28 protein-coding genes are annotated in these 25,137 nt (G+C 52.6%); 24 read left to right on the top strand and 4 right to left on the bottom strand.

Annotation, left to right across the window (positions count from 1 at the left end; genetic code table 11):
* The 3 genes from IMQ48_RS22620 to IMQ48_RS22610 form a co-directional block, all read left to right on the top strand.
* A partial coding sequence (locus IMQ48_RS22620; RefSeq protein WP_196210750.1) for a hypothetical protein occupies positions 1-301 on the top strand: 301 nt, incomplete at its 5' end.
* 255 nt (positions 302-556) lie between these two features.
* Positions 557-1,099, top strand: coding sequence for a DUF4225 domain-containing protein (locus IMQ48_RS22615; protein WP_230326529.1), 543 nt, complete (start codon positions 557-559; stop codon positions 1,097-1,099).
* A 4-nt stretch (positions 1,100-1,103) separates the two neighbouring features.
* Positions 1,104-1,451 (top strand): hypothetical protein, encoded by a 348-nt coding sequence (locus tag IMQ48_RS22610; RefSeq protein ID WP_196210749.1) that lies wholly within the window; start codon positions 1,104-1,106, stop codon positions 1,449-1,451.
* A gap of 85 nt (positions 1,452-1,536) precedes the next feature.
* Here IMQ48_RS22610 and IMQ48_RS22605 read toward each other — a convergent pair whose 3' ends face one another.
* Positions 1,537-2,361, bottom strand: a complete 825-nt coding sequence (locus IMQ48_RS22605; RefSeq protein ID WP_196210748.1) for a MurR/RpiR family transcriptional regulator — start codon at positions 2,359-2,361, stop codon at positions 1,537-1,539.
* 166 nt (positions 2,362-2,527) lie between these two features.
* Between IMQ48_RS22605 and IMQ48_RS22600 the strand changes: the two genes are divergently transcribed.
* The 3 genes from IMQ48_RS22600 (at position 2,528) to queE (ending at position 5,516) form a co-directional block, all read left to right on the top strand.
* Positions 2,528-4,084 (top strand): PTS transporter subunit EIIC, encoded by a 1,557-nt coding sequence (locus tag IMQ48_RS22600; RefSeq protein WP_196210747.1) that lies wholly within the window; start codon positions 2,528-2,530, stop codon positions 4,082-4,084.
* Positions 4,084-4,773: an N-acetylmannosamine-6-phosphate 2-epimerase gene (locus tag IMQ48_RS22595; protein ID WP_196210746.1), complete on the top strand. Its 690-nt coding sequence runs from the start codon at positions 4,084-4,086 to the stop codon at positions 4,771-4,773. The genes IMQ48_RS22600 and IMQ48_RS22595 overlap by 1 nt, the downstream gene beginning before the upstream one ends.
* 71 nt (positions 4,774-4,844) lie before the next feature.
* The gene (queE, locus tag IMQ48_RS22590) at positions 4,845-5,516 is read left to right on the top strand and encodes a 7-carboxy-7-deazaguanine synthase QueE (protein WP_196210745.1); all 672 of its coding nucleotides are present in this window, start codon (positions 4,845-4,847) and stop codon (positions 5,514-5,516) included.
* Between the two features lie 94 nt (positions 5,517-5,610).
* Here queE and queD read toward each other — a convergent pair whose 3' ends face one another.
* Positions 5,611-5,973: a 6-carboxytetrahydropterin synthase QueD gene (gene queD / locus IMQ48_RS22585; RefSeq protein ID WP_181617724.1), complete on the bottom strand. Its 363-nt coding sequence runs from the start codon at positions 5,971-5,973 to the stop codon at positions 5,611-5,613.
* Between the two features lie 305 nt (positions 5,974-6,278).
* Here queD and cysJ point away from each other — a divergent pair, with 305 nt between their 5' ends.
* The 3 genes from cysJ (at position 6,279) to cysH (ending at position 10,626) form a co-directional block, all read left to right on the top strand.
* Entirely contained in the window at positions 6,279-8,078 is a 1,800-nt protein-coding gene (cysJ, locus tag IMQ48_RS22580) for an NADPH-dependent assimilatory sulfite reductase flavoprotein subunit (protein WP_196210744.1), read from the top strand.
* A complete protein-coding gene (cysI, locus tag IMQ48_RS22575) occupies positions 8,078-9,790 on the top strand; it encodes an assimilatory sulfite reductase (NADPH) hemoprotein subunit (protein ID WP_196210743.1) in 1,713 nt (570 codons plus the stop codon). Before cysJ ends, cysI begins: the two co-directional genes overlap by 1 nt.
* A 101-nt stretch (positions 9,791-9,891) precedes the next feature.
* Complete coding sequence (gene cysH, locus IMQ48_RS22570) at positions 9,892-10,626, top strand: phosphoadenosine phosphosulfate reductase (protein ID WP_196210742.1); 735 nt, start codon at positions 9,892-9,894, stop codon at positions 10,624-10,626.
* Positions 10,627-10,679: 53 nt separating this feature from the next.
* Here the strand turns inward: cysH and IMQ48_RS22565 are convergent, their stop codons facing one another.
* Positions 10,680-11,717: an aminopeptidase gene (locus IMQ48_RS22565; RefSeq protein WP_196210741.1), complete on the bottom strand. Its 1,038-nt coding sequence runs from the start codon at positions 11,715-11,717 to the stop codon at positions 10,680-10,682.
* A 254-nt stretch (positions 11,718-11,971) separates the two neighbouring features.
* Here IMQ48_RS22565 and cysD point away from each other — a divergent pair, with 254 nt between their 5' ends.
* The 12 genes from cysD (at position 11,972) to rpoS (ending at position 21,890) form a co-directional block, all read left to right on the top strand.
* The gene (gene cysD, locus IMQ48_RS22560; RefSeq protein ID WP_096755915.1) at positions 11,972-12,880 is read left to right on the top strand and encodes a sulfate adenylyltransferase subunit CysD; all 909 of its coding nucleotides are present in this window, start codon (positions 11,972-11,974) and stop codon (positions 12,878-12,880) included.
* A 9-nt stretch (positions 12,881-12,889) separates the two neighbouring features.
* On the top strand, positions 12,890-14,317 hold the full coding sequence (gene cysN, locus IMQ48_RS22555) for a sulfate adenylyltransferase subunit CysN (RefSeq protein ID WP_196210740.1): 1,428 nt from the start codon (positions 12,890-12,892) through the stop codon (positions 14,315-14,317).
* Positions 14,317-14,922 (top strand): adenylyl-sulfate kinase, encoded by a 606-nt coding sequence (gene cysC, locus IMQ48_RS22550; protein WP_196210739.1) that lies wholly within the window; start codon positions 14,317-14,319, stop codon positions 14,920-14,922. Before cysN ends, cysC begins: the two co-directional genes overlap by 1 nt.
* Positions 14,923-14,971: 49 nt before the next feature.
* A complete protein-coding gene (locus IMQ48_RS22545) occupies positions 14,972-15,295 on the top strand; it encodes a DUF3561 family protein (RefSeq protein ID WP_196210738.1) in 324 nt (107 codons plus the stop codon).
* A gap of 218 nt (positions 15,296-15,513) precedes the next feature.
* Complete coding sequence (gene ftsB, locus IMQ48_RS22540) at positions 15,514-15,825, top strand: cell division protein FtsB (protein WP_003034163.1); 312 nt, start codon at positions 15,514-15,516, stop codon at positions 15,823-15,825.
* Positions 15,826-15,843: 18 nt separating this feature from the next.
* Positions 15,844-16,539 carry a 2-C-methyl-D-erythritol 4-phosphate cytidylyltransferase gene (gene ispD / locus IMQ48_RS22535; RefSeq protein WP_196210737.1) on the top strand — a complete coding sequence of 232 codons (696 nt, stop codon included), beginning with the start codon at positions 15,844-15,846 and terminating at the stop codon, positions 16,537-16,539.
* A 138-nt stretch (positions 16,540-16,677) separates the two neighbouring features.
* Positions 16,678-17,157: a 2-C-methyl-D-erythritol 2,4-cyclodiphosphate synthase gene (gene ispF / locus IMQ48_RS22530; RefSeq protein ID WP_096755920.1), complete on the top strand. Its 480-nt coding sequence runs from the start codon at positions 16,678-16,680 to the stop codon at positions 17,155-17,157.
* The gene (gene truD / locus IMQ48_RS22525; protein WP_196210736.1) at positions 17,154-18,203 is read left to right on the top strand and encodes a tRNA pseudouridine(13) synthase TruD; all 1,050 of its coding nucleotides are present in this window, start codon (positions 17,154-17,156) and stop codon (positions 18,201-18,203) included. Before ispF ends, truD begins: the two co-directional genes overlap by 4 nt.
* The gene (gene surE / locus IMQ48_RS22520; RefSeq protein ID WP_196210735.1) at positions 18,184-18,945 is read left to right on the top strand and encodes a 5'/3'-nucleotidase SurE; all 762 of its coding nucleotides are present in this window, start codon (positions 18,184-18,186) and stop codon (positions 18,943-18,945) included. Before truD ends, surE begins: the two co-directional genes overlap by 20 nt.
* On the top strand, positions 18,939-19,565 hold the full coding sequence (pcm, locus tag IMQ48_RS22515; protein WP_096755923.1) for a protein-L-isoaspartate O-methyltransferase: 627 nt from the start codon (positions 18,939-18,941) through the stop codon (positions 19,563-19,565). Before surE ends, pcm begins: the two co-directional genes overlap by 7 nt.
* Before the next feature lie 186 nt (positions 19,566-19,751).
* Positions 19,752-20,834: a murein hydrolase activator NlpD gene (nlpD, locus tag IMQ48_RS22510; protein ID WP_370551875.1), complete on the top strand. Its 1,083-nt coding sequence runs from the start codon at positions 19,752-19,754 to the stop codon at positions 20,832-20,834.
* Positions 20,835-20,897: 63 nt separating this feature from the next.
* A complete protein-coding gene (gene rpoS / locus IMQ48_RS22505) occupies positions 20,898-21,890 on the top strand; it encodes an RNA polymerase sigma factor RpoS (RefSeq protein ID WP_196210733.1) in 993 nt (330 codons plus the stop codon).
* A gap of 120 nt (positions 21,891-22,010) precedes the next feature.
* Here rpoS and IMQ48_RS22500 read toward each other — a convergent pair whose 3' ends face one another.
* On the bottom strand, positions 22,011-22,415 hold the full coding sequence (locus IMQ48_RS22500; RefSeq protein WP_196210732.1) for a MarR family winged helix-turn-helix transcriptional regulator: 405 nt from the start codon (positions 22,413-22,415) through the stop codon (positions 22,011-22,013).
* Between the two features lie 160 nt (positions 22,416-22,575).
* Here IMQ48_RS22500 and IMQ48_RS22495 point away from each other — a divergent pair, with 160 nt between their 5' ends.
* The 3 genes from IMQ48_RS22495 to IMQ48_RS22485 are packed head-to-tail and all read left to right on the top strand — an operon-like array spanning position 22,576 to position 24,843.
* A complete protein-coding gene (locus IMQ48_RS22495) occupies positions 22,576-23,169 on the top strand; it encodes a non-oxidative hydroxyarylic acid decarboxylases subunit B (RefSeq protein ID WP_196210731.1) in 594 nt (197 codons plus the stop codon).
* Positions 23,169-24,596 (top strand): non-oxidative hydroxyarylic acid decarboxylases subunit C, encoded by a 1,428-nt coding sequence (locus IMQ48_RS22490; protein ID WP_196210730.1) that lies wholly within the window; start codon positions 23,169-23,171, stop codon positions 24,594-24,596. Before IMQ48_RS22495 ends, IMQ48_RS22490 begins: the two co-directional genes overlap by 1 nt.
* A 10-nt stretch (positions 24,597-24,606) precedes the next feature.
* The gene (locus IMQ48_RS22485) at positions 24,607-24,843 is read left to right on the top strand and encodes a non-oxidative hydroxyarylic acid decarboxylases subunit D (RefSeq protein ID WP_196210729.1); all 237 of its coding nucleotides are present in this window, start codon (positions 24,607-24,609) and stop codon (positions 24,841-24,843) included.
* Positions 24,844-25,137: the final 294 nt, after the last annotated feature.

The following is a 25,137-nucleotide window of genomic DNA, read 5'->3' as shown; positions in this document are numbered from 1 at the left end:
GGAAGAGATACTGGCGAAAGCAGGTATGAAAAAAAAAGATGCCGCTATCCTGATTAAGTTGGCAAAAGTGAAAAATATCAGCTTAGGTCGTGCATTTTTCCTCTATGCCTGGAAATATTATGCCTGGAGTTTAGTTTTACTATTGGCAGTAATTTTTTCATCGCTTTCGGAGGGGATAGAGTTCTTTGTAGTAAACGTTCTCTTCTGTATGGCTGTAGCCCTCGTTTCACTCTTCTTTACACCCTTTGTCATCAATTTAATTTGGAGTATTAAGATTCAATATAAATTGCTCGGGAAATGACAGGAGGTTATTTTGAGTAGTTATGGGTTAATGAATTTGCAACGTGAAAAAGAAAAGATTGACCGACTTGTCTATGATATCTGTTCTCAATATCTCCATGACCCGGTTACTCGTTCAAAATATATGATCGAGGAACGTAGAGTTACATCATATTACCTTGATGAATATCGGTATGGAAAAATAGATTTCGGCAGGGCTATGGATAGATTACGTGAATATCATATGTCTTTAACTAAATATCATATGTAATTAAGGATGGGGAGTATTAAATTATATGCAATAGCTGAGCGTGAAAGAGAACAGCATTCTACACTTACCATAACATTAAAACGAGTTGGATTCATTAGTGGAGCAATGCAAGTTATCGGTGGCTTTGGTTTATGTAAAGCAAGCCTTGGTGCTGCATGTAAAAATTATGGAGTTCCTTTAATGATACAGGGGACCGAGAATGTATGGGAAAATGGTTATTATTTACTATATCATGAAGACCCCAAAAAAATGCCTTTGAGGTATGCCTACCGCCAGGCAGCAAAGTTGTTGGGTGGGGATGACAAGGATGGTGATATTGCTTTTTCAACGGGAGATCTTGTTCTTTCTTTCGGTTCAGCCTCAACGCGGACGTTGAGAACAGATTCATGGAAATTATTCCGCTATATACAGGAAGATTATATTCGCAGCTGGAGAACCCTGGGAGCTGTTGGGGGGACTAATGAGTTAATCGGCGATGCAGTTAGCGGGTTCAATATTTATCAACTTCTTGGTGGAGAAAGTACTAACTGGACCGAATTGAGGGAATAAGGAAATGTTCTTCAAAATATATGATCAGAATGATAAGGCTTTAATTGAAAGTGTTAAACTTGCGGGTTTAAGTGAGTATAAAGTACAAAAACTTATTCGCTTTGCTAATGAAAATAAAATAAATATACAAGAAGCCTATTTATTGACAGATGCAAATATCATTAAAGTTGATATTATCCTGTTTTTAGTTATATCTTTTTTTGTATTTTCGATTGCACAAGAATACTCTAGGGAACTATGGGTTTTTTTTTTAATATTCGGGTTGTTGTTTTTTGTTATTGAGTTAACCTGTCGGTTTCACAAAAATTATTTTAAAGTATGGAAAATTTATATCAAGTTACGAGGGATTTAAATGAGAACAGGGGTGTTTTACCTTAAACAGCGTAGTGCTGAGTTTGTGGGGAGCCCTCAGCACTGCGGCGGGTTTTTTTATGTCTTTAAAGTAGCAGCGGCAGCGTCGCGCTGGCGGTTTGCTGACTCACATCGCTGTACTTTTCATCCAGCGCGATAAGCGATGTGGTGAGCAATTCAACTAATAGCATTACGCCCACTTTGGCATTGAGTGCCCCGGCGCTCAGCGGTCCTTCGGGTTTAGCTGCAACCAGCTGGATATCACTCAGCGAAGCCAGCGGACTGCGCGGTGTGTTGCTCAGCGCCAGTACGGGGACGCCATGCTTACGCGCAAGTTTAACCACATGAAGCAGATCGCGAGTGGAGCCTGAACTGGAAATTGCCACCACCAGCGAGTCTTTGGAAAGCGTAGTGGCATTCATGGCGGCACGATGCATGTCGCTGAACAGCTGTGCGGGCTTGCCCAGACGCAGCAGTTTGTAATGCAGATATTCTCCCAGAATTGCACTAGCCGCCACGCCATAAATCTGTACCGACTGGGCCTGGTGCAGCGCGAGGGCGGCGGCTTTGAGTAATGTCCTGTCGAGCAATTTTGCGGTGTCCTGCAAGGCCTGCACAGATTCATTGACCACGTTGTCAATCTCATCGCCACTGTGTTCCATTGGCTGTCCGTGCTGGAGATCAAGCGCCAGCGCCATCTTAAATTCGTTATAGCCCTTACACCCTAGTGCGCGGCACAGACGTGTGACGCTAGCCTCGCTGGTGTCGCTTTCTCTAGCCAGCTCAGTAATCGTCAGGTAGACAACTTTTGCCGGATCGCTCAGCACAAACTCACCCAGTTTCTGTTGTGTTCGGCTATATCCGTCCACACCCTGGCGCAATCTCAGCAGCAGGTTTTCATTTTCTGACATGCAAAATCCTTAATACGTTTCTCTGTCGATAGTGTGGCGGAAAGCGGGGGAGAGATGCCAGTCATTTTAAAAAAGTATGATCGGCCTCCTGAATTTTGATGATAATTTTCATTTTAAAACATTAATATGGTAAAAATTTTCATCATTGACCGAGGGAGATTAAAAAATGATGAACATGTTTAGTGGTGCGTCGTCAGGGGCGTGGTTTGAAAAGGCACAGCGGTTTGGTAAATCGTTCATGCTGCCGATTGCGATATTGCCCGCTGCGGGGTTGTTGCTGGGCATTGGGGGGGCACTATCAAACCCTAATACGCTGACGGCCTATCCGTTCTTAGATGTCGACTGGTTGCAGGCTATTTTCACTATCATGACCAGTGCGGGTTCCATTGTGTTTGCCAACCTGTCGGTGCTTTTTGCGGTTGGCGTGGCGGTGGGTCTGGCGAAGACGGATAAAGGCACTGCGGGGCTTGCAGCACTGCTGGCGTTTCTGGTGATGAATGCCACTATCAACGCTTTGCTGATCCTGAACGGGACGCTGGCGCATGAGAACCCGGGGGCTGTTGGTCAGGGAATGACGCTGGGTATCCAGACGCTGGAAACAGGTGTGTTTGGTGGTGTGGTAATTGGTCTTGTCACCTGCGCGCTGCACAGTCGCTTTAATAAAGTCTCGCTACCGCAGTTTCTGGGTTTCTTTAGCGGCTCGCGCTTTGTACCAATTATTAGCTCGCTTGCGGCGATTGCCGTCGGTGCCGCAATGACGGTGGTCTGGCCCCATTTCCAGAAACTCATATTTGGACTGGGTGGCCTTGTTGATGCAACGGGTTATCTGGGAACGCTGCTGTACGGCTTTATCCTGCGTATGCTTGGTCCACTGGGTCTGCATCATATCTTTTATCTGCCATTCTGGACGACCGCGCTCGGTGGCAGTGAAATCGTTAACGGCCAATTAGTTGAAGGTACGCAACGTATTTTCTTCGCTCAGCTTGCCGATCCGAACACTCAGCAGTTCTATGTGGGTACCTCACGCTTTATGTCCGGGCGCTTCATCACCATGATGTTCGGCCTGCTTGGGGCATGTCTGGCGATGTACCACACGGCGAAGTCAGAGAACAAAAAAGTTGTCGCGGGTCTGCTGCTGTCTGCTGCCCTGACTTCCTTCCTGACCGGCATCACTGAGCCTATTGAGTTCTCCTTCCTGTTCGTGGCACCCGTGTTATATGTCATTCACGCCTTCTTTGATGGCCTGGCATTTATGATTGCCCATATTTTACATATCACCATCGGGCAAACCTTCTCGGGAGGACTGATCGATTTCATCCTCTTTGGTGTATTGCAGGGCGAAGCGAAGACCAACTGGATGTACGTTCCTATGGTGGGCGTGCCGTGGTTCTTCCTGTACTACTTCACCTTCCGCTATTTGATCAACCGCTTTGGCTGGCTGACGCCTGGCCGTGAGAACGCAACGTTAGTAGAAAACGCGTTGCCTCAAAGCGAACGTGCCGCAGCAGTGGTTGCCGGACTGGGGGGCAAAGAGAATCTGGAAGAGGTGGATTGTTGCGCCACGCGATTACGCGTGACGGTGAAAGATGGCGGCAAGGTTGATGAAGCTGCGCTGAAAGCAACTGGAGCGCGTGGCGTGATTATTCGTGGCAATGGTGTTCAGGTGATTTATGGCCCGCACGTCACCATTATCAAAAATGAAGTTGAAGAGATCTTATCATAATGAAAACTGTACTGGATTCGCTGAAAGGTAAGTTGATTGTTTCCTGTCAGGCGCTGGAAAATGAGCCTCTGCACAGCCCGTTTATTATGTCACGAATGGCACTGGCAGCAGCGCAGGGAGGGGCTGTCGGTATCCGTGCGAACAGCGTCGTGGACATTCGCGCCATTAAAGAAAGCGTCGCACTGCCGATCATTGGGATCATTAAACGCGATTATCCGGGTAGCGATGTGTTTATCACCGCCACTATGAAGGAAGTGGATGAGTTGATGACCGTTGAGCCGGAAATTATTGCCCTTGATGCGACTGCGCGTCCGCGTCCCGGTGGGCAAACGCTGGACGCGTTGGTTATGCAGATTCGCGCGCGCTATCCGTCCGTGCTGTTGATGGCAGACATCGCCAGCGTAGACGAAGCCGTCGCCGCTGAACGACTGGGTTTTGACTGCGTGGGTACGACGCTTTACGGCTACACGGCAGAGACTCGCGGGCATGTGCTCGCGGATAACGACTGTGGTTTTTTACGTGAGGTATTGGCTGCAGTCAGCCTGCCGGTAGTGGCAGAGGGGAATGTCGACACACCTGAACGGGCTGCACACTGCCTGGCATTAGGTGCGCACACCGTAGTGGTTGGGGGGGCGATCACCCGTCCGCAACAAATAACGGCACGCTTTGTCACGGCGATCTCGTCGTAAAGCAACGATCTGGCATGATACTTTGGCGGGGATCTGCGATAATTATCGTTTATCCCCACATTGAGAAGACTATGCAGTACCCGATTAATGAGATGTTCCAGACCCTGCAGGGTGAGGGTTATTTTACCGGCGTCCCCGCCATTTTTATTCGTTTACAGGGATGCCCGGTTGGCTGTGCCTGGTGCGATACCAAACACACCTGGGATAAGCTTGAGGATCGGGAAGTCTCCCTGTACAGCATCCTGGCCAAGACTAAAGAGAGCGATAAATGGGGCGCGGCGAGCAGCGAAGATCTGCTGGCTGTGATTCAGCGTCAGGGCTATACCGCCCGTCATGTGGTGATCACCGGTGGTGAACCCTGCATTCACGACCTGATGCCGCTGACCGACTTGCTGGAAAAGAATGGCTTTAGCTGCCAGATTGAAACCAGCGGCACGCATGAAGTCCGCTGTACGCCGAACACCTGGGTGACCGTCTCTCCCAAGGTGAATATGCGCGGTGGCTATGACGTGTTATCTCAGGCGCTGGAACGCGCCAATGAAATCAAGCACCCGGTGGGGCGCGTCCGCGATATTGAAGCGCTGGATGAACTGCTGGCGACGTTGGCCGATGATAAGCCGCGCATCATTGCTTTACAGCCGATCAGTCAGAAAGATGATGCCACGCGCCTGTGTATTGATACTTGCATTGCGCGTAATTGGCGTCTGTCGATGCAAACGCATAAATATCTGAATATTGCCTGATAAATTTTGCCGGGTGCGCTGCGCTTGCCCGGCCTACGCTTGTAGATACGTGTAGGCCGCATAAGACGCTTCGCCATCCGGCAATGACTCTGAATCACTCGCCGCGATAGACGCAGCCTGCCGTGCAGGTCTCTTTTACCATCACCGCGCTCAGTAGCGGAACCAGCGGTTTCATCTCATCCCAGATCCACTTTGCCAGTACTTCACTGGTCGGATTCTCAAGACCCGGAATATCATTCAAATAGTAGTGATCAAGGCGATTGTACGTCGGCTTAAATGCCGCTTTTAACTCGGAAAAGTCCATGATCCAACCGGTATGGGGATCGACTTCACCCGTAATTTCAAGACGCACCATAAATGAGTGACCATGCAGACGGCCACATTTGTGCCCTTCCGGTACGTGCGGTAGGCGATGAGCGGCTTCGAAGGTGAAATCTTTAAACAGGGTGGTGGACATTATCTACTCTCAAGAATGCAAAAAACCGCCGTAGGGTACCTCATAATACGAATTTTATCATTAGTTAAACGGGCGCTGGGTATCCTGACAGTACATTCATACAATCAATATCAAATAACTTTTTATATATCATGTGGTTATTAAATCTGTTTTGCCGTTAATAACTATAGATAAAACAGGTTAGTTCATTTGGTTATTTGTTATTTCTATCCCTTCTTTAATTGTTACTATTCTCGCCGTTAACCTTATCTTCAGTTTGGGTTTTATTGCTTAAATCCGCTTTGCTTACTGGAACATGACAACGCATGACGACACAGGCCCCACTTTCCGCTTTGCTTCCGCTAAACCCGGAGCAGATGGTACGCCTTCAGGCGGCCACGACCGATCTCTCGCCCACGCAGCTTGCGTGGGTTTCTGGCTATTTCTGGGGCGTGCTGAATCAGCAACCGGGCGCTAATGCGGTTATTCCTGCACCTGCTGCCGAAATGCCGGGAATTACGCTCATCTCCGCCTCGCAGACCGGTAATGCGCGCCGTGTGGCGGAAGCCCTGCGTGACGATCTTATTGCCGCGAAGCTCAATGTCACCCTGATCAATGCCGGTGACTATAAATTCAAAAACATTGCCAACGAGAAATTGCTGGTCGTGGTGGCCTCGACGCAGGGAGAGGGTGAGCCGGCGGAAGAAGCGGTAGCGTTGCATAAATTCTTGTTCTCTAAAAAAGCGCCGAAACTTGAAAATACCGCCTTCGCCGTGTTTGGCCTTGGCGATACCTCTTATGAGTTTTTCTGCCAGTCCGGTAAAGACTTCGACAGTAAACTGGCGGAGCTTGGCGGTGAGCGCTTGCTGGATCGCGTGGATGCAGATGTTGAATACCAACCGGCAGCCGCGCAGTGGCGCGCCCGTCTGGTTGATGTATTGAAAGCACGAGCGCCTGCTGCACCTTCTGTACAGGCCGCTGCGAGCGGTGCGATTAACGAGGTGCATACCAGTCCGTACACTAAAGAAGCGCCGCTTAGCGCATCGCTTTCTGTGAACCAGAAAATCACCGGTCGTGACTCCGAAAAAGACGTGCGTCATATCGAAATCGATCTGGGCGATTCCGGCCTGCGCTATCAGCCCGGTGACGCGCTCGGCGTGTGGTATCAAAACGATCCGGCGCTGGTCAAAGAGATTGTTGAACTGCTGTGGCTGAAAGGCGACGAGCCGGTCACGGTTGATGGCAAATTGCTACCGCTTACCGACGCGCTGCAGTGGCACTTCGAACTGACAGTTAACACAGCCAATATTGTAGAAAACTACGCCACCTTAACGCGCAGTGAAACGTTGCTGCCACTGGTGGGCGATAAAGCGCAGTTGCAACACTATGCTGCCACCACGCCTATCGTCGACATGCTGCGCTTTTCTCCGGCGCAGCTGGACGCGGAAGCGTTAATCGGTCTGCTGCGTCCGCTGACCCCGCGCCTGTACTCGATAGCCTCCTCACAGGCGGAAGTCGAAAACGAAGTACACGTGACCGTCGGTGCTGTGCGTTTTGACGTTGAAGGTCGTGCGCGTGCTGGTGGGGCGTCGAGCTTCCTCGCCGATCGCGTTGGCGAAGAAGGTGAAGTACGCGTGTTTATTGAACATAACGACAACTTCCGCCTGCCAGCCAATCCTGAAACACCGGTCATTATGATTGGGCCGGGGACGGGAATTGCACCGTTCCGCGCCTTTATGCAGCAGCGTGCTGCCGATGAAGCGACGGGTAAAAACTGGCTGTTCTTTGGCAATCCGCACTTTACCGAAGATTTTCTCTACCAGGTGGAGTGGCAGCGCTATGTCAAAGAGGGCGTACTTACCCGGATCGATCTCGCCTGGTCACGCGACCAAAAAGAAAAAGTCTACGTACAAGATAAACTGCGCCAACAAGGTGCGGAACTGTGGCGCTGGATTAATGACGGGGCGCACATTTATGTCTGCGGCGACGCCAATCGCATGGCGAAAGACGTTGAGCAGGCTTTGCTGGAAGTGATTGCCGAATTCGGTGCGATGGATACCGAAGCGGCGGATGAATTTTTAAGTGAGCTGCGCGTTGAGCGCCGTTATCAGCGAGATGTCTACTAATGAGTGAAAAACATCCAGGGCCACTGGTGGTCGAAGGTAAGCTGTCCGACGCTGAACGTATGAAGCTGGAAAGCAACTATCTGCGCGGCACTATTGCGGAAGATTTAAATGACGGCCTCACCGGCGGTTTTAAAGGTGATAACTTTCTGCTGATCCGTTTTCACGGCATGTACCAGCAGGATGACCGCGATATTCGCGCCGAGCGCGCCGAGCAGAAGCTGGAGCCGCGTCATGCGATGCTGCTGCGCTGCCGTCTGCCGGGCGGGGTCATTACCACCAAACAGTGGCAAGCAATCGATAAGTTTGCCCATGACAACACGATTTACGGCAGCATCCGTCTGACCAACCGCCAGACTTTCCAGTTTCACGGCATTCTGAAGAAGAACGTCAAGCCGGTGCATCAGATGCTCAACTCGGTCGGACTGGACGCGCTGGCGACCGCCAACGACATGAACCGTAACGTGTTGTGTACCTCTAACCCGTATGAGTCCGAGTTACACGCGGAGGCTTACGAGTGGGCGAAGAAGATCTCTGAACACCTGCTGCCGCGCACCCGGGCGTATGCAGAAATTTGGTTAGATCAGAAAAAGGTCGCCACCACCGATGAAGAGCCGATCCTCGGTCAAACTTATCTGCCGCGTAAGTTCAAAACCACGGTAGTTATTCCGCCGCAAAACGACATCGATCTGCATGCCAACGACATGAACTTCGTCGCGGTGGCAGAAAACGGCAAACTGGTGGGTTTCAACCTGCTGGTGGGCGGTGGGCTGTCTATTGAGCACGGTAACAAGAAAACCTACGCACGTACGGCCAGTGAATTTGGCTATCTGCCGTTGGAGCATACGCTGGCCGTCGCGGAAGCGGTAGTGACCACCCAGCGCGACTGGGGTAACCGTACCGACCGTAAAAACGCCAAAACCAAATATACGCTGGAGCGCGTCGGCGTTGAGACCTTTAAGGCGGAAGTAGAACGCCGGGCGGGCATCAAATTTGAATCGATTCGCCCATACGAATTTACCGGTCGCGGCGATCGAATCGGCTGGGTGAAGGGCATCGACAAAAAATGGCACCTGACGCTGTTTATTGAGAATGGTCGTATTCTGGATTATCCGGGACGTCCGCTGAAAACCGGGTTGCTGGAGATAGCAAAGATCCACAAAGGCGAGTTCCGTATTACCGCCAACCAGAACCTGATCATTGCCGGTGTGCCGGAAAGCGAGAAGGCGAAGATCGAGAAGATTGCGCAGCAGAGCGGCTTAATGAATGCCGTGACTCCGCAGCGTGAAAACTCGATGGCCTGTGTGTCGTTCCCGACCTGTCCGCTGGCGATGGCGGAAGCTGAGCGCTTCCTGCCGACGTTTATCGACAGCATTGACGCCCTGATGGCGAAATACGCGTTGAGCGATGAGAACATTGTGCTGCGCGTGACGGGCTGCCCGAACGGTTGTGGTCGTGCCATGCTGGCGGAAGTCGGCCTGGTCGGGAAAGCGCCGGGACGTTACAACCTGCACCTGGGCGGTAACCGTATCGGGACGCGTATTCCACGGATGTTCAAAGAGAACATCACCGAGACAGAAATTCTGACCATGCTGGATGAACTGATTGGGCGCTGGGCGAAAGAGCGTGAAGCGGGTGAAGGCTTCGGCGATTTTACGGTGCGTGCGGGCATTATTCGCCCGGTGCTCGATCCCGCGCGGGATTTCTGGGAATAACCTGAATTGCCGGATGGCGGCATGAATGCCTTATCAGGCCTACGTAGACTGTAGGCCTGATAAGCGAAGCGCCATCAGGCAAGGCATACAGAGAGGAACTTATGTCCAGACTCGATCTAAACGTCCTGAACGCGCTACCAAAAGTTGAGCGCGTCATGGCGCTGGCGGAAACCAACAGCCAGCTGGAAAAGCTGAGCGCGCAGGATCGCGTGGCGTGGGCGCTGGAGAATCTGCCCGGTGACTACGTGCTCTCTTCGAGCTTTGGTATTCAGGCGGCAGTCAGCCTGCACCTGGTGAATCAGATTCGCCCGGATATCCCGGTGATCCTCACCGATACCGGCTATTTGTTCCCGGAAACCTACCAGTTTATTGACGAATTAGCGGACACGCTCAAACTCAATCTGCAGGTTTACCGGGCAAAAGAGAGTGCTGCCTGGCAGGAAGCGCGTTATGGCAAACTGTGGGAGCAGGGCGTTGAAGGCATTGAGAAGTACAATGACATCAACAAAGTTGAACCGATGAACCGGGCGCTGCAAGAACTTAATGCGCAAACCTGGTTTGCCGGTCTGCGTCGTGAGCAATCCGGCAGTCGTGCCCATTTGCCGGTACTGGCTATTCAGCGCGGCGTGTTCAAACTGCTGCCGATAATCGACTGGGACAACCGTACGGTGTACCAGTACCTGCAACAACACGGGCTGAAGTACCACCCGCTGTGGGAGCAGGGCTATCTGTCGGTAGGCGATACCCACACCACACGTAAATGGGAACCAGGGATGGCGGAAGAAGAGACGCGCTTCTTCGGACTGAAGCGCGAGTGCGGATTGCACGAAGGGTAACAGGTAACAGGCCCGGTAAGCATCTGCATGCTACCGGGCAGAATACTGGTGAATTAGCTCGCCTTCGCCAGCTCTTTTACCAGTGGCAGCATAATGCGTACCACGTCGCGACTGCGGTGCTCAATCCGGCCGGGTAACGCTTTATCAATATGCTGCTGGTTATCTAGCCGAACGTCGTGCCAGCTGTTGCCTGCAGGGAATGAGGCAGTTTTTGCGCGCTGCTGATAGCCGTCTTTGTTGCCCAGGTTCCAGTTGGTTGCTTCGACGGAGAGCACGGAAATCCCCGCTTTGTCGAACACCTCCGCATCGTTACAACATCCAGTGCCTTTCGGGTAATCCTTGTTCAGACCTGGATTAGTGCTGGCGGAGATACCGCGACTGCGCGCGATAGCTAACGCCCGGTCGCGTGTGAGCTTACGAACTGCTTCTGGCGTTTTTTGCCCACTGTTGAAATAGAGCTTATCGCCGACGATCAGGTTATCGAGATTAATCACCAGCAGCGTATTTTTCTTCTCTGCGGCGCTCATGCGTTTGAGTACGTTCTCTGCGCCGAGCTTGCCTTCTTCTTCTCCGCTGGTGGCGATAAAGCGGATGCCGTACTCGGTCGGGACATTCTTGAGTTTTTCTGCCAGTTCCAGCATCACGCCGAGACCCGCCGCGTTATCGTCAATCCCTTGCAGCGTTAATCCACCGAGATTGGCATCGGAGTCGGCATCGCTTTGCGGCGCGTAGGTATCAAGGTGCGCCATAATAATAATCTGCTGCGGGGCCTTGCCTTCATGTGCTGCAATTACCGTGCTACCCGTTACGTTATGCCAGTTTTTATGGTTATTTTTGGCGGTATACACATAGCGGCTATTAAACGTCCGAATATCACTGCTGTATCCCATCTGCTGAAACTGCTGACGTAAATAATCGGCAGACAACATTTCTGCAGGCGAGCCCGTCACGCGACCAGGAAAAAACGTTGCAATATGGCGGGCCTGGAAGTTGGCGATATCTCCGGGCTTCGAAGAGGTTGCCTGTGCGGGAAGGATAAAGCACACGCCGAGCGCCAGGGCAGCAGGAAAGTGGCGCAATGCGGAAAACATAGTGAGTCCTTAAATACCAAGCATAAATTTTTACCCGCTAGTATGAAACCGTGATCGGGGTAAAACAATTTCATTTGCTCCTAAATGCCCGAAATCCGGCGGCTTAAGCACTTTTTGATATTTGCTTTTCCAGATCGTTATTCCTTTGAGGAACTACTCATTCCAATTCGTAATTTCATTCGTTCTCTTGCCCTCCCTATAGTCGAGTTATCTGAGCATCGTTAGAACAATAACGGCATTACATAGGAACGGTTATGGATCAAAAACGACTTACCCACCTGCGGCAACTGGAAGCGGAAAGCATCCATATTATTCGTGAGGTGGCCGCCGAGTTTTCTAATCCGGTGATGATGTATTCCATCGGCAAAGACTCCAGCGTAATGCTGCATCTGGCGCGCAAAGCGTTTTATCCCGGCACGCTGCCGTTCCCGTTGCTACATGTGGATACTGGCTGGAAATTCAGCGAGATGTATGAATTCCGTGACCGCACGGCAAAAACCTACGGTTGCGAGCTGCTGGTACATAAAAATCCGGAAGGGGTGGCGATGGGCATTAACCCGTTTGTTCACGGCAGCGCCAAGCATACTGACATTATGAAAACCGAAGGGCTGAAGCAGGCGCTGAACAAATACGGCTTTGATGCCGCGTTTGGCGGCGCCCGCCGTGATGAAGAGAAATCACGTGCTAAAGAGCGTATCTACTCTTTCCGTGACCGCTTTCATCGCTGGGACCCGAAAAACCAGCGCCCGGAATTGTGGCACAACTACAACGGGCAGATTAACAAAGGCGAAAGCATTCGCGTGTTCCCGCTCTCCAACTGGACCGAGCAGGATATCTGGCAGTACATCTGGTTGGAAAATATCGACATTGTGCCGCTGTACCTGGCTGCGGAGCGCCCGGTGCTGGAACGTGACGGTATGCTGATGATGATCGATGACGACAGGATCGATCTGCAGCCTGGTGAGGTTATCAAAAAACGCATGGTGCGTTTCCGCACGCTTGGCTGCTGGCCGCTTACCGGCGCCGTAGAGTCAAACGCGCAGACGCTGCCGGAAATCATTGAAGAGATGCTGGTTTCAACCACCAGTGAACGTCAGGGCCGCGTGATCGACCGCGACCAGGCGGGCTCCATGGAGCTGAAGAAACGTCAGGGGTATTTCTAAGGAGCCGCCATGAATACGACACTTGCACAACAAATTGCTAATGAAGGCGGCGTTGAAGCCTGGATGGTTGCCCAACAACACAAAAGCTTGCTGCGTTTTTTAACCTGCGGCAGCGTGGATGACGGTAAAAGCACGCTGATTGGCCGTCTGCTGCACGATACACGCCAGATTTACGAAGATCAGCTCTCATCGCTGCATAATGACAGTAAACGTCATGGCACCCAGGGCGAAAAACTGGATCTGGCGCTGCTGGTTGACGGACTGCAGGCCGAGCGTGAGCAGGGGATCACCATCGACGTGGCCTACCGATATTTCTCCACTGAGAAGCGCAAATTTATTATTGCCGATACCCCTGGGCACGAGCAGTACACCCGCAACATGGCGACCGGTGCATCCACATGCGACTTGGCGATCCTGTTGATTGATGCACGTAAAGGTGTGCTCGACCAGACCCGTCGCCACAGTTTTATCTCCACGCTGTTGGGGATCAAGCATCTGGTGGTGGCAATCAACAAAATGGATCTGGTGAGCTTCAGCGAAGAAACATTTACCCGAATTCGCGAAGATTATCTGACCTTTGCCGAACAGTTGCCGGGCAATCTGGACATTCGCTTTGTGCCGCTTTCTGCGCTGGAAGGCGACAACGTGGCCTCCCAGAGTGAGAACATGTCATGGTATAGCGGCCCGACGCTGCTGGAAGTTCTGGAAACGGTAGAGATCCAGCGTGCTGTCGAAACCCAACCGATGCGTTTCCCGGTGCAGTATGTGAATCGCCCGAACCTGGATTTTCGTGGCTATGCCGGAACCCTGGCCTCCGGTCGCGTAACGGTGGGACAGCGAGTTAAAGTGCTGCCGTCTGGCGTTGAGTCAAGCGTCGCGCGGATCGTCACCTTTGACGGCGACCTACAGGAAGCGCATGCGGGTGAAGCGATTACTCTGGTGCTGAAAGATGAAATCGACATCAGCCGTGGCGACCTGCTGTTGGATGCTCGCGAAGCTTTGCCTGCGGTACAACACGCCGCCGTTGACGTGGTATGGATGGCAGAACAACCGCTGTCGGAAGGTCAGAGTTATGACATCAAAGTGGCGGGCAAGAAGACGCGTGCCCGCGTAGATAGCGTGCAGTATCAGGTTGATATCAATAACCTGACTCAGCGTGACGTTGACGCGCTGCCGCTCAACGGTATTGGCCTGGTTAATTTGACGTTTGATGAACCGCTGGTGCTGGACACCTATCAGCATAACCCGGTGACGGGCGGGCTGATTATCATTGACCGCCTGACCAACGTTACCGTGGGTGCGGGACTGGTCCGTGAGCCTATCGAGCAAGAACAGGCCACGACATCCCCGTTCAGCGCGTTTGAACTGGAACTGAATGCGCTGGTGCGTCGTCACTTCCCGCACTGGAATGCACGTGATTTGCTGGGAGAAAAGTAATGGCCCTGCATGACGAAAACGTCGTCTGGCATGCCCATGCGGTAACGCGTGAAGATCGCGAAGTGCTGCACGGGCATAAAGGGGCGGTTGTTTGGTTTACCGGGCTCTCTGGCTCCGGTAAATCAACGGTGGCGGGGGCGCTGGAAGAGGTGCTGCATCGGTTGGGCGTCAGCACCTGGCTGCTGGATGGCGATAACGTGCGCCACGGCCTGTGCAGCGATCTGGGTTTTAGTGACGCCGATCGCAAGGAGAACATCCGGCGGGTGGGGGAAGTCGCTAGCCTGATGGTGGATGCCGGGCTGGTGGTGCTGACGGCATTTATCTCCCCGCATCGCGCTGAGCGGCAAATGGTCCGCGAGCGTGTCGGCGAGGGGCGATTTATAGAGGTGTTTGTCGATACGCCGCTGGCAACCTGTGAAGCCCGCGATCCGAAAGGGCTGTATAAAAAAGCCCGGGCGGGGGAACTGCGCAATTTCACTGGAATTGACGCGGTGTACGAAGCGCCTGAATCGCCAGAGATTCACCTGGATGGTGAACAATTGGTAACAAATTTGGTCCCTCAATTATTAGACCTGCTGAGGCAGGAAGATATTATCAGATCCTGAGACATCCCCGAGCTTATCGGCTCGGTCAGTCAAGGTCACAGGATTAGCTATGCGTAACAGCCATAACATTACTATTACAGAGTCAGACACCTTTAGCACCGACGACGAAACTACCTGGTCATTACCAGGTGCCGTGGTCGGTTTTGTGGCGTGGTTGTTGGCTCTGGGTATTCCATGTCTTATGTATGGCCCTAACACCTTGTTTTTCTTCATCTATACCTGGCCGTTTTTTCTGGCGTTGCTGCCTGTTGCAATTGTGGCGGGTATTGCCCTGCACTCGTTAATGAACGGGCGCCTGTTCCTGAGCATGACGAGTACCCTGTTGACGGTGGGTTTGATGTTCGGGGCATTATTTATGTGGCTTCTTGGCTAGGCTATATCCCTTCGCTTTGTATGACTACTGATGCTGAACTCGGGCTGGTCATAATTCAAACCGTAACCAACAATGAGATTATGTTCTCCTTACACGGGGTATACGTAACAACGGGCAAATGTGGTACATTTGCCCGCGTTGTCGCGGTATTCCCGCCTGCGGACGGAGAAGCGTCTGTGGAAGTTATGGGATGATAATGCCGTTTTTCAGGGGGCAGGATGGGTAAACTAACGCTGCTGTTGCTGGCTTTATTGGTCTGGCTCCAGTATTCGCTGTGGTTCGGTAAGAACGGCATACATGACTATAGCCGCGTCAACGATGATGTGGCTGCGCAGCAAGCTACAAATGCGAAACTTAAAGCGCGTAACGATCAGCTTTTTGCCGAAATTGACGATCTCAATGGCGGTCAGGAAGCGATTGAAGAGCGTGCTCGCAACGAACTCAGCATGACTAAGCCGGGCGAAACCTTTTATCGTCTGGTGCCTGACGCGTCTAAACGCGCTCAGACTGCAGGGCAAAACAATCGATAAACCAGCCAAGGATTTAACATGGCAGCCACTTTATTGGACGTTTGCGCCGTGGTACCGGCTGCCGGATTTGGCCGCCGAATGCAATCGGAGTGTCCTAAGCAGTATCTCTCCATCGGCAATAAAACCATTCTTGAGCACTCGGTTGCTGCGCTACTGGCGCATCCCCGGGTGACGCATGTCGTCATTGCAATCAGCCCTGGCGACAGCCGCTTTGCAGAACTTTCTCTCGCAGCGCATCCGCAAATCACCGTGGTGGATGGCGGTAATGAGCGTGCCGATTCGGTGCTAGCCGGTTTGCAAGCCGTCGGAAATGCCCATTGGGTGCTGGTGCATGATGCTGCCAGACCGTGCCTGCATCAGGACGATTTATCCCGTTTACTGGCGATAAGCGAAACCAGTCGAACAGGCGGGATCCTGGCCGTACCGGTGCGTGACACGATGAAGCGCGCGGAGCCGGGACGAATAGACATCGCTCATACAGTCGATCGCACTGATTTATGGCATGCGTTGACGCCGCAGTTTTTCCCTCGCGAGTTGTTACACGACTGCCTGACCCGGGCGCTCAACGAAGGCGCGACCATTACTGATGAAGCCTCGGCGCTGGAATATTGCGGTTTTCATCCACAGCTTGTCGAAGGACGCGCTGATAATATTAAAGTTACCCGTCCGGAAGATCTGGCGCTTGCGGAATTTTATCTGACCCGAAGAATCTAGACACAAAATCATTCAAGCTGCATCAAGGCGGCAACTGAGTGAATCCCCTGGAGCTTACATAAGTCAGTGACTGGGGGAACAAAGGCGGCCAACAAAGAGGCAGCTTGAAGGATGATGTGTATATCAGGAGAATGCATAATGCGAATTGGACACGGTTTTGACGTACACGCCTTTGGCGGTGTAGGCCCAATTATCATTGGTGGCGTGCGCATCCCGTATGAAAAGGGACTGCTGGCGCATTCTGATGGCGACGTCGCGTTACACGCGTTGACCGATGCGCTGTTGGGCGCAGCGGCACTGGGCGATATCGGTAAACTGTTCCCGGACACCGATCCGGCCTTTAAAGGGGCTGACAGCCGCGAATTATTACGTGAAGCCTGGCGTCGTATTCAGGCCAAAGGCTACACCCTCGGTAATGTGGATGTGACGATTATTGCTCAGGCACCGAAGATGCTGCCGCACATTCCGCAAATGCGTGTGTTTATTGCCGAAGATCTCGGCTGCCATATGGATGATGTTAACGTAAAAGCGACCACCACGGAGAAACTCGGCTTTACCGGGCGCGGGGAAGGGATTGCCTGTGAAGCGGTGGCGCTACTCATTAAGGCCGCAAAATGACAGAGTTTGAAAATCTGACATATCTCCACGGTAAACCGCAGGGCCGCGGCGTATTGAAAGCGAATCCAGAAGATTTTGTGGTGGTCGAAGATTTAGGCTTCGAGCCGGATGGAGAAGGTGAGCACGTTCTGGTACGCATCCTGAAGAACGGTTGTAACACCCGTTTTGTGGCGGATGCGCTGGCAAAGTTTCTGAAAATTCATGCTCGTGAAGTCAGCTTCGCCGGGCAGAAAGATAAGCATGCGGTTACGGAACAATGGCTGTGCGCGCGCGTGCCGGGCAACGTCATGCCTGATTTAAGCAAATTTGAGCTTGAAGGCTGTAAAGTGCTGGAGTACGCCCGCCACAAGCGTAAGCTGCGTTTAGGCGCCTTGAAAGGTAATGGCTTTACGCTGGTGCTGCGTGAAGTCAGTGCGCGTGATGACGTTGAAGCGCGTTTGCAGGCTATTAGCGAGCGTGGCGTACCGAACTATTTTGGTGCCCAACGTTTTGGCATTGGCGGCAGTAACCTGCAAGGAGCGCTGCGCTGGGCACAAAGCGATGCGCCGGTGCGCGATCGCAATAAACGCAGTTTTTGGTTGTCGGCAGCCCGCAGCGCGTTGTTTAATCAGATAGTCAATGAACGGTTGAAAAAAACAGACTTTAATCAAGTTGTTGACGGCGATGCGCTACAATTGTCTGGACGCGGAAGTTGGTTTGTTGCCACACCGGAAGAACAGGCTGAATTACAGCGTCGCGTTAATGACAAAGAATTAATGATTACAGCAGCATTACCCGGCTGCGGTGAGTGGGGAACTCAGCGCGACGCGCTGGCGTTTGAACAGGCCGCCATTGCCGATGAAGGCGTGCTGCAGTCTTTATTATTGCGTGAGAAAGTCGACGCATCGCGTCGCGCTATGCTGCTGTATCCACAACAATTAAGCTGGAACTGGTGGGATGACGTAACCGTTGAGTTACGCTTCTGGCTACCGGCAGGTAGCTTTGCCACCAGTGTAGTAAGGGAACTTATTAACACAACGGGTGATTATGCGTATATTGCTGAGTAACGATGATGGGGTTCATGCACCCGGTATACAAACGCTGGCGAAAGCGCTGCGTGAGTTTGCTGACGTACAGGTGGTTGCCCCGGATCGTAACCGCAGTGGCGCGTCTAACTCGCTGACGCTGGAATCCTCGCTTCGCACTTTCACCTTTGAAAACGGTGATATCGCCGTGCAAATGGGCACGCCTACCGACTGCGTCTATCTGGGTGTAAACGCATTAATGCGTCCGCGTCCGGACATTGTGGTTTCCGGGATTAACGCCGGCCCTAATCTGGGCGATGATGTCATTTATTCTGGAACCGTTGCTGCGGCGATGGAAGGTCGACACCTGGGTTTTCCCGCGCTGGCGGTTTCACTGGATGGTCATAAACACTACGATACCGCAGCCGCGATAACCTGTCGTATTTTACGCGCGTTAAGCCGCGAACCGCTGCGTACCGGGCGTATTCTGAATATCAACGTACCGGATTTGCCGCTGGATCAGATTAAAGGTATTCGCGTCACCCGCTGCGGCAGTCGACATCCTGCGGATCAGGTTATTCCGCAGCAGGACCCGCGCGGTAATACGCTTTACTGGATTGGACCACCGGGCGAAAAATGCGACGCCGGGCCGGATACGGATTTTGCCGCCGTCGATGAAGGTTATGTTTCCATCACGCCGCTGCATGTCGATTTAACCGCATACGGCGCGCATCAGGTGGTTTCTGACTGGTTAGACAGCGTGGGAGTCGACACGCAATGGTAAGCAGACGCGTACACACTCTTCTTGAACAATTACGTGCGCAGGGCATCAGAGATGAGCTGGTTCTTGATGCGCTCGCCGCCGTGCCGCGTGAAAAATTCATTGATGAGGCGTTTGAACATAAGGCCTGGGAAAATATCGCCCTGCCGATTGGTCAGGGGCAGACGATTTCGCAGCCTTATATGGTTGCGCGCATGACCGAGTTGCTCGAACTGACGCCGCAATCACGCGTGCTGGAAATTGGCACGGGTTCGGGTTACCAGACGGCGATTCTGGCGCATCTGGTGCAGCATGTATGCTCTGTTGAGCGTATTAAAGGCTTGCAATGGCAGGCACGTCGCCGCCTGAAACAGCTTGATTTACATAATGTTTCGACCCGTCATGGTGATGGATGGCAAGGCTGGCAGGCGCGAGCGCCGTTTGACGCCATCATTGTGACAGCAGCACCGCCGGAAATACCTACAGCGTTAATGACGCAGTTGGATGAAGGCGGCATTCTCGTCTTACCCGTGGGCGACGAGCACCAGTATTTGAAACGGGTGCGTCGTCGGGGAGGCGAATTTATTATCGATACCGTGGAGGCTGTACGCTTCGTTCCCTTAGTTAAAGGGGAGTTAGCGTAGATACAGGTTTTGAATACCTGGAGTTTTCCTGGATATTCTGGAATTAGTAAGCGTATCGTGGTCACGTTTTCCAGTGTCCAGCCCGAAGCCTTGCACGGTGATTACGTCACTGGTTATTAACCAATTTTTCCTGGGGGATAAATGAGCGCGGGAAGCCACAAATTTACCGTTCGCCGCATGGCGGCATTGTCACTGGTTTCGTTATGGCTGGCAGGCTGTTCTAACACTTCGAATCCGCCAGCGCCGGTCAATTCTGTTGACGGCGGAGCATCAACGAACACCAATTCTGGCATGCTAATCACGCCTCCACCAAAAATGGGCACGACGGCGACAGCACAGCAAACGCCGCAGATCCAATCGGTGCAGACTCCGGTCGCGCAGCCAACGCAAATTCAGTCCGTTGCACAGCAGCCTGTGCAAACGGAAAACGGACGCATTGTGTACAACCGTAAGTATGGGAACATTCCGAAAGGTAGCTATACCGGTGGCAGTACCTACACGGTTAAGAAAGGCGATACGCTTTTCTATATTGCCTGGATAACCGGGAACGATTTCCGTGACCTCGCCCAACGCAATAACGTTCCGGCCCCGTATGGCCTGAATGTGGGACAAACTCTGCAAGTGGGTAACGCATCAGGTACGCCGATTACCGGTGGTAATGCCATCACTCAGGCGGATGCAGCACAGCAAGGAGTTGTGACCAACCCTGCACAAAATTCCACCGTTGCTGTTGCTTCGAAACCAACAATTACGTATTCTGAGGATTCAGGTGAACAAAGTGCTAACAAAATGTTGCCGAACAACAAGCCTGCTGGGACAGTTGTCACAGCGCCAGTAACGGCACCAGCAGTTAGCGCAACCGAATCAACTGCAAGCTCAACGTCTACCAGTGCGCCAATCTCTACCTGGCGTTGGCCGACTGACGGCAAAGTGATCGAAAACTTCGCGGCTACCGAAGGTGGCAATAAAGGGATCGACATTGCAGGCAGTAAGGGACAGGCTATTGTCGCGACCGCAGATGGACGCGTCGTATATGCCGGTAACGCACTGCGTGGTTACGGTAATCTTATTATCATCAAGCACAACGATGATTACCTGAGTGCCTACGCCCATAACGATACAATGCTGGTCCGGGAACAACAAGAAATCAAGGCGGGGCAGAAAATAGCTACCATGGGTAGTACCGGAACCAGTTCTACACGCTTGCATTTTGAAATTCGTTACAAGGGGAAATCCGTAAACCCGCTGCGCTATTTACCGCAGCGATAATTCGGCGGAACCAGGCTTTCACTTGCTAGTTCCGTTTAGGGATCACGGGTAGGAGCCACCTTTATGAGTCAGAATACGCTGAAAGTTCATGATTTAAATGAAGACGCGGAATTTGATGAGAACGGAGTAGAGGCTTTTGATGAAAAAGCCTTGAGTGAAGAGGAACCCAGTGATAACGACCTGGCTGAAGAGGAGCTGTTATCGCAAGGGGCCACACAGCGTGTGTTGGACGCGACTCAGCTTTACCTTGGTGAGATTGGTTATTCGCCACTGTTAACAGCCGAAGAAGAAGTATATTTCGCGCGTCGCGCACTGCGTGGAGATATTGCCTCTCGCCGTCGCATGATTGAAAGTAACCTGCGTCTGGTGGTTAAAATTGCCCGTCGTTATGGCAATCGTGGTCTGGCGTTGCTGGATCTGATTGAAGAGGGCAATCTGGGGCTTATCCGTGCCGTCGAGAAGTTTGACCCGGAACGCGGGTTCCGCTTCTCAACATACGCAACCTGGTGGATCCGCCAGACGATCGAACGGGCGATTATGAACCAAACCCGTACGATCAGACTGCCGATCCATATAGTAAAAGAGCTGAACGTCTATCTGCGTACCGCGCGTGAGTTGTCGCATAAACTGGACCATGAACCGAGCGCAGAAGAGATAGCTGAACAACTGGACAAACCGGTTGATGACGTCAGCCGTATGCTCCGACTCAACGAGCGCATTACCTCGGTAGACACCCCTCTGGGTGGCGATTCCGAAAAAGCGTTGCTGGATATTCTGGCCGACGAAAAGGAAAACGGTCCGGAAGACACCACGCAAGACGATGATATGAAACAGAGCATCGTCAAATGGCTGTTCGAACTGAACGCCAAACAGCGTGAAGTGCTGGCACGTCGTTTCGGTTTGCTGGGGTACGAAGCTGCGACACTGGAAGATGTGGGCCGTGAAATTGGCCTCACCCGTGAACGTGTTCGTCAGATTCAGGTTGAAGGTCTGCGTCGTCTGCGTGAAATCCTGCAGACACAGGGACTGAATATCGAAGCGCTGTTCCGCGAGTAAGCACAGTTCAATCAAGAAAGGCCAGCCTCACTGAGACTGGCCTTTTTCTTGGTTTATTGCCCGATGGCGCGTTGCTTATCGGGCCGACAAAGACATCAGCTGTAGCGGCCATCCGGTCAATTACTTCATCATCTTACGTACCAGACGGGTAAACTGTTCGCGCTCTTCCTCGCTTAGCCTGCCCAGAAACTCATTATCGATGCTATCACCCAGCGGCGCTGCGCTTGTCAGCAGAGCTTCACCTTTCTCAGTCAAATAGACAAACCGCCGACGCTTATCCGCCGGGAAGTGTTCACGTTTAACCAGTTCGCGTTGTTCCATCCGGCTCAGCATTTCTGCGAGGGTAGCCTTGGTGCAGACCGCGGCTTCGGTGAGAGCAACCTGTTCAATGCCGGGTTGTTCGGCAATGGCGCGCATTACCGCGTACTGCGGTTTTGTAAGTTCCGGTAATTCGTGCTGCCAGCGTGATGTATGTTGTTGAAAAAGCTGACGTAACAGATGAAAAGCTTTATTTCGTAACTGCATGGGAACTCCGGAATAGCTATCGGCCTCTATCATAGCGGGTAACGCGTCATTTTTTAACGATCGTTTCTTTAGCTATTTGTGCGAGTCATCCTTGCCTGAAATGTGTCACGAGCGTATTTTAATTAAAACGTTCGTATGCGAACGAATTGTAAGGAATGAAATGAGACTGATCGTAGGAATGACCGGCGCAACGGGAGCACCGCTTGGTGTGTCGCTACTGCAGGCGCTGCGGGAAATGCCCGAAGTGGAAACACATCTGGTGTTGTCGAAGTGGGCAAAAACCACCATTGAACTGGAAACGCTGTACAGCGTTCGCGAGGTGTCTGCGCTGGCGGATTATTGCCACAACCCGGCGGACCAGGCGGCGACGATCTCTTCCGGCTCATTTCACACCAACGGCATGATTATTATCCCCTGCAGCATGAAAACGCTTGCGGGTATCCGCGCGGGCTATGCCGAGGGTCTGGTGGGGCGAGCAGCCGACGTGGTGCTAAAAGAAGGGCGCAAGCTGGTACTGGTGCCGCGTGAAATGCCGCTGAGTACCATTCATCTGGAAAATATGCTCGCACTTTCCCGCATGGGCGTCGCGATGGTGCCGCCCATGCCCGCGTTTTATAACCATCCCCAAACGATCGACGACATCACGCAGCACATTGTGGCGCGCGTGCTCGATCAGTTTGGTCTGGAACACCCGAACGCTCGTCGCTGGCAGGGTTTACGGCCGGCGCAGAATTTTTCACAGGAGAATGAATAATGGCATTTGATGATTTGCGTGGTTTCTTGCAGGCGCTGGACGACCAGGGGCAATTGCTGAAAATCAGTGAAGAGGTGAACGCTGAGCCAGATCTGGCCGCGGCCGCCAATGCGACCGGGCGTATCGGCGACGGCGCACCGGCGCTGTGGTTTGATAATATTCGCGGCTTTACCGATGCCCGTGTGGCGATGAACACCATCGGCTCATGGCAAAACCACGCCATTTCGATGGGGCTGCCGATCAATACGCCGGTCAGAAAACAGATTGATGAGTTTATCCGTCGCTGGGATAAATTTCCGATTGCCCCGGAACGCCGTGCGAACCCGGCATGGGCTGAGAATACCGTCGACGGTGAAGACATCAACCTGTTCGACATTCTGCCGCTGTTTCGTTTGAACGACGGCGACGGGGGCTTCTATCTCGACAAAGCCTGTGTGGTGTCGCGCGATCCGCTGGATCCGGATAACTTCGGCAAGCAAAACGTCGGCATCTACCGCATGGAAGTGAAGGGCAAACGTAAGCTTGGCCTGCAGCCGGTGCCGATGCACGACATCGCGCTGCATCTGCATAAAGCCGAAGAACGCGGCGAAGATCTGCCGATAGCGATCACCCTGGGCAACGATCCGATAATCACCCTGATGGGCGCCACGCCGCTGAAGTACGATCAGTCCGAATATGAAATGGCGGGAGCGCTGCGTGAAAGCCCGTACCCGATCGCTACCGCGCCGCTCACCGGTTTTGACGTACCGTGGGGCTCTGAGGTGATCCTCGAAGGAGTCATCGAAAGCCGTAAACGTGAAATCGAAGGCCCGTTTGGTGAGTTTACCGGTCACTATTCCGGGGGACGCAACATGACCGTGGTGCGTATCGATAAAGTCTCTTACCGTACTAAACCGATTTTTGAATCGCTGTATCTGGGTATGCCGTGGACTGAAATCGACTACCTGATGGGCCCCGCGACCTGTGTGCCGCTGTATCAGCAGCTGAAAGCGGAATTCCCGGAAGTGCAGGCGGTGAACGCCATGTACACCCACGGTCTACTGGCGATTATTTCTACCAAAAAGCGCTACGGTGGTTTTGCACGCGCGGTTGGCCTGCGGGCGATGACCACGCCGCACGGCCTGGGCTACGTGAAGATGGTGATTATGGTCGATGAAGACGTTGACCCGTTCAACCTGCCGCAGGTGATGTGGGCGCTGTCGTCGAAGGTCAACCCGGCAGGCGATCTGGTGCAGTTACCGAACATGTCGGTGCTGGAGTTGGATCCGGGTTCCAGCCCGGCAGGGATCACCGATAAGCTGGTCATTGATGCCACCACCCCGGTTGCACCGGATAACCGTGGTCACTACAGCCAACCGGTATGCGATTTACCGGAAACTAAAGCCTGGGCTGAAAAGCTGACCGCCATGCTGGCCAACCGTAAATAAGGAGTAGCAGATGATTTGTCCACGTTGTGCTGATGAACATATTGAAGTGATGGCAACCTCGCCGGTGAAAGGTGTCTGGACGGTATACCAGTGCCAGCATTGCCTGTACACCTGGCGTAATACTGAACCGCTACGCCGCACCAGTCGTGAACATTACCCGCAGGCGTTTCGCATGACGCAAAAAGATATCGATGACGCGCCAATGGTGCCGAGCATCCCGCCGCTGCTGGCGGAAGATAAGCGCTAATCAAAATGCCGGGCGTGGCTTTGCTTTGCCCGGCTTGCATATAGCGGTATTTTGTAGGCCCGATGAGCGCAGCGCCATCGGGCACAGCACACCTATATTAAGCCTCGGAATATCCGGGGGCTTGTTATTTTGCGAGCAGACTCGTAGCAAATGGCTTAATTTTTTCGAAGAAATGGCATCTGGAATAGAATTACGGCGGGTGCTTGAGGCTTTCTGAGCTTTGAGCATTTGCAAGGTCCCGGAAAGACAAAAGCCCCAGGAGATAGTTCTATCAACCTGAGGCTAACGTACAAA

The sequence above is a fragment of the Citrobacter sp. Res13-Sevr-PEB04-36 genome, assembly GCF_015672735.1.
In the GTDB taxonomy this organism is placed as follows: domain Bacteria; phylum Pseudomonadota; class Gammaproteobacteria; order Enterobacterales; family Enterobacteriaceae; genus Citrobacter.
Note: the sequence above shows the minus strand (reverse complement) of the source record. Positions and strands in the feature narration are given on the sequence as shown.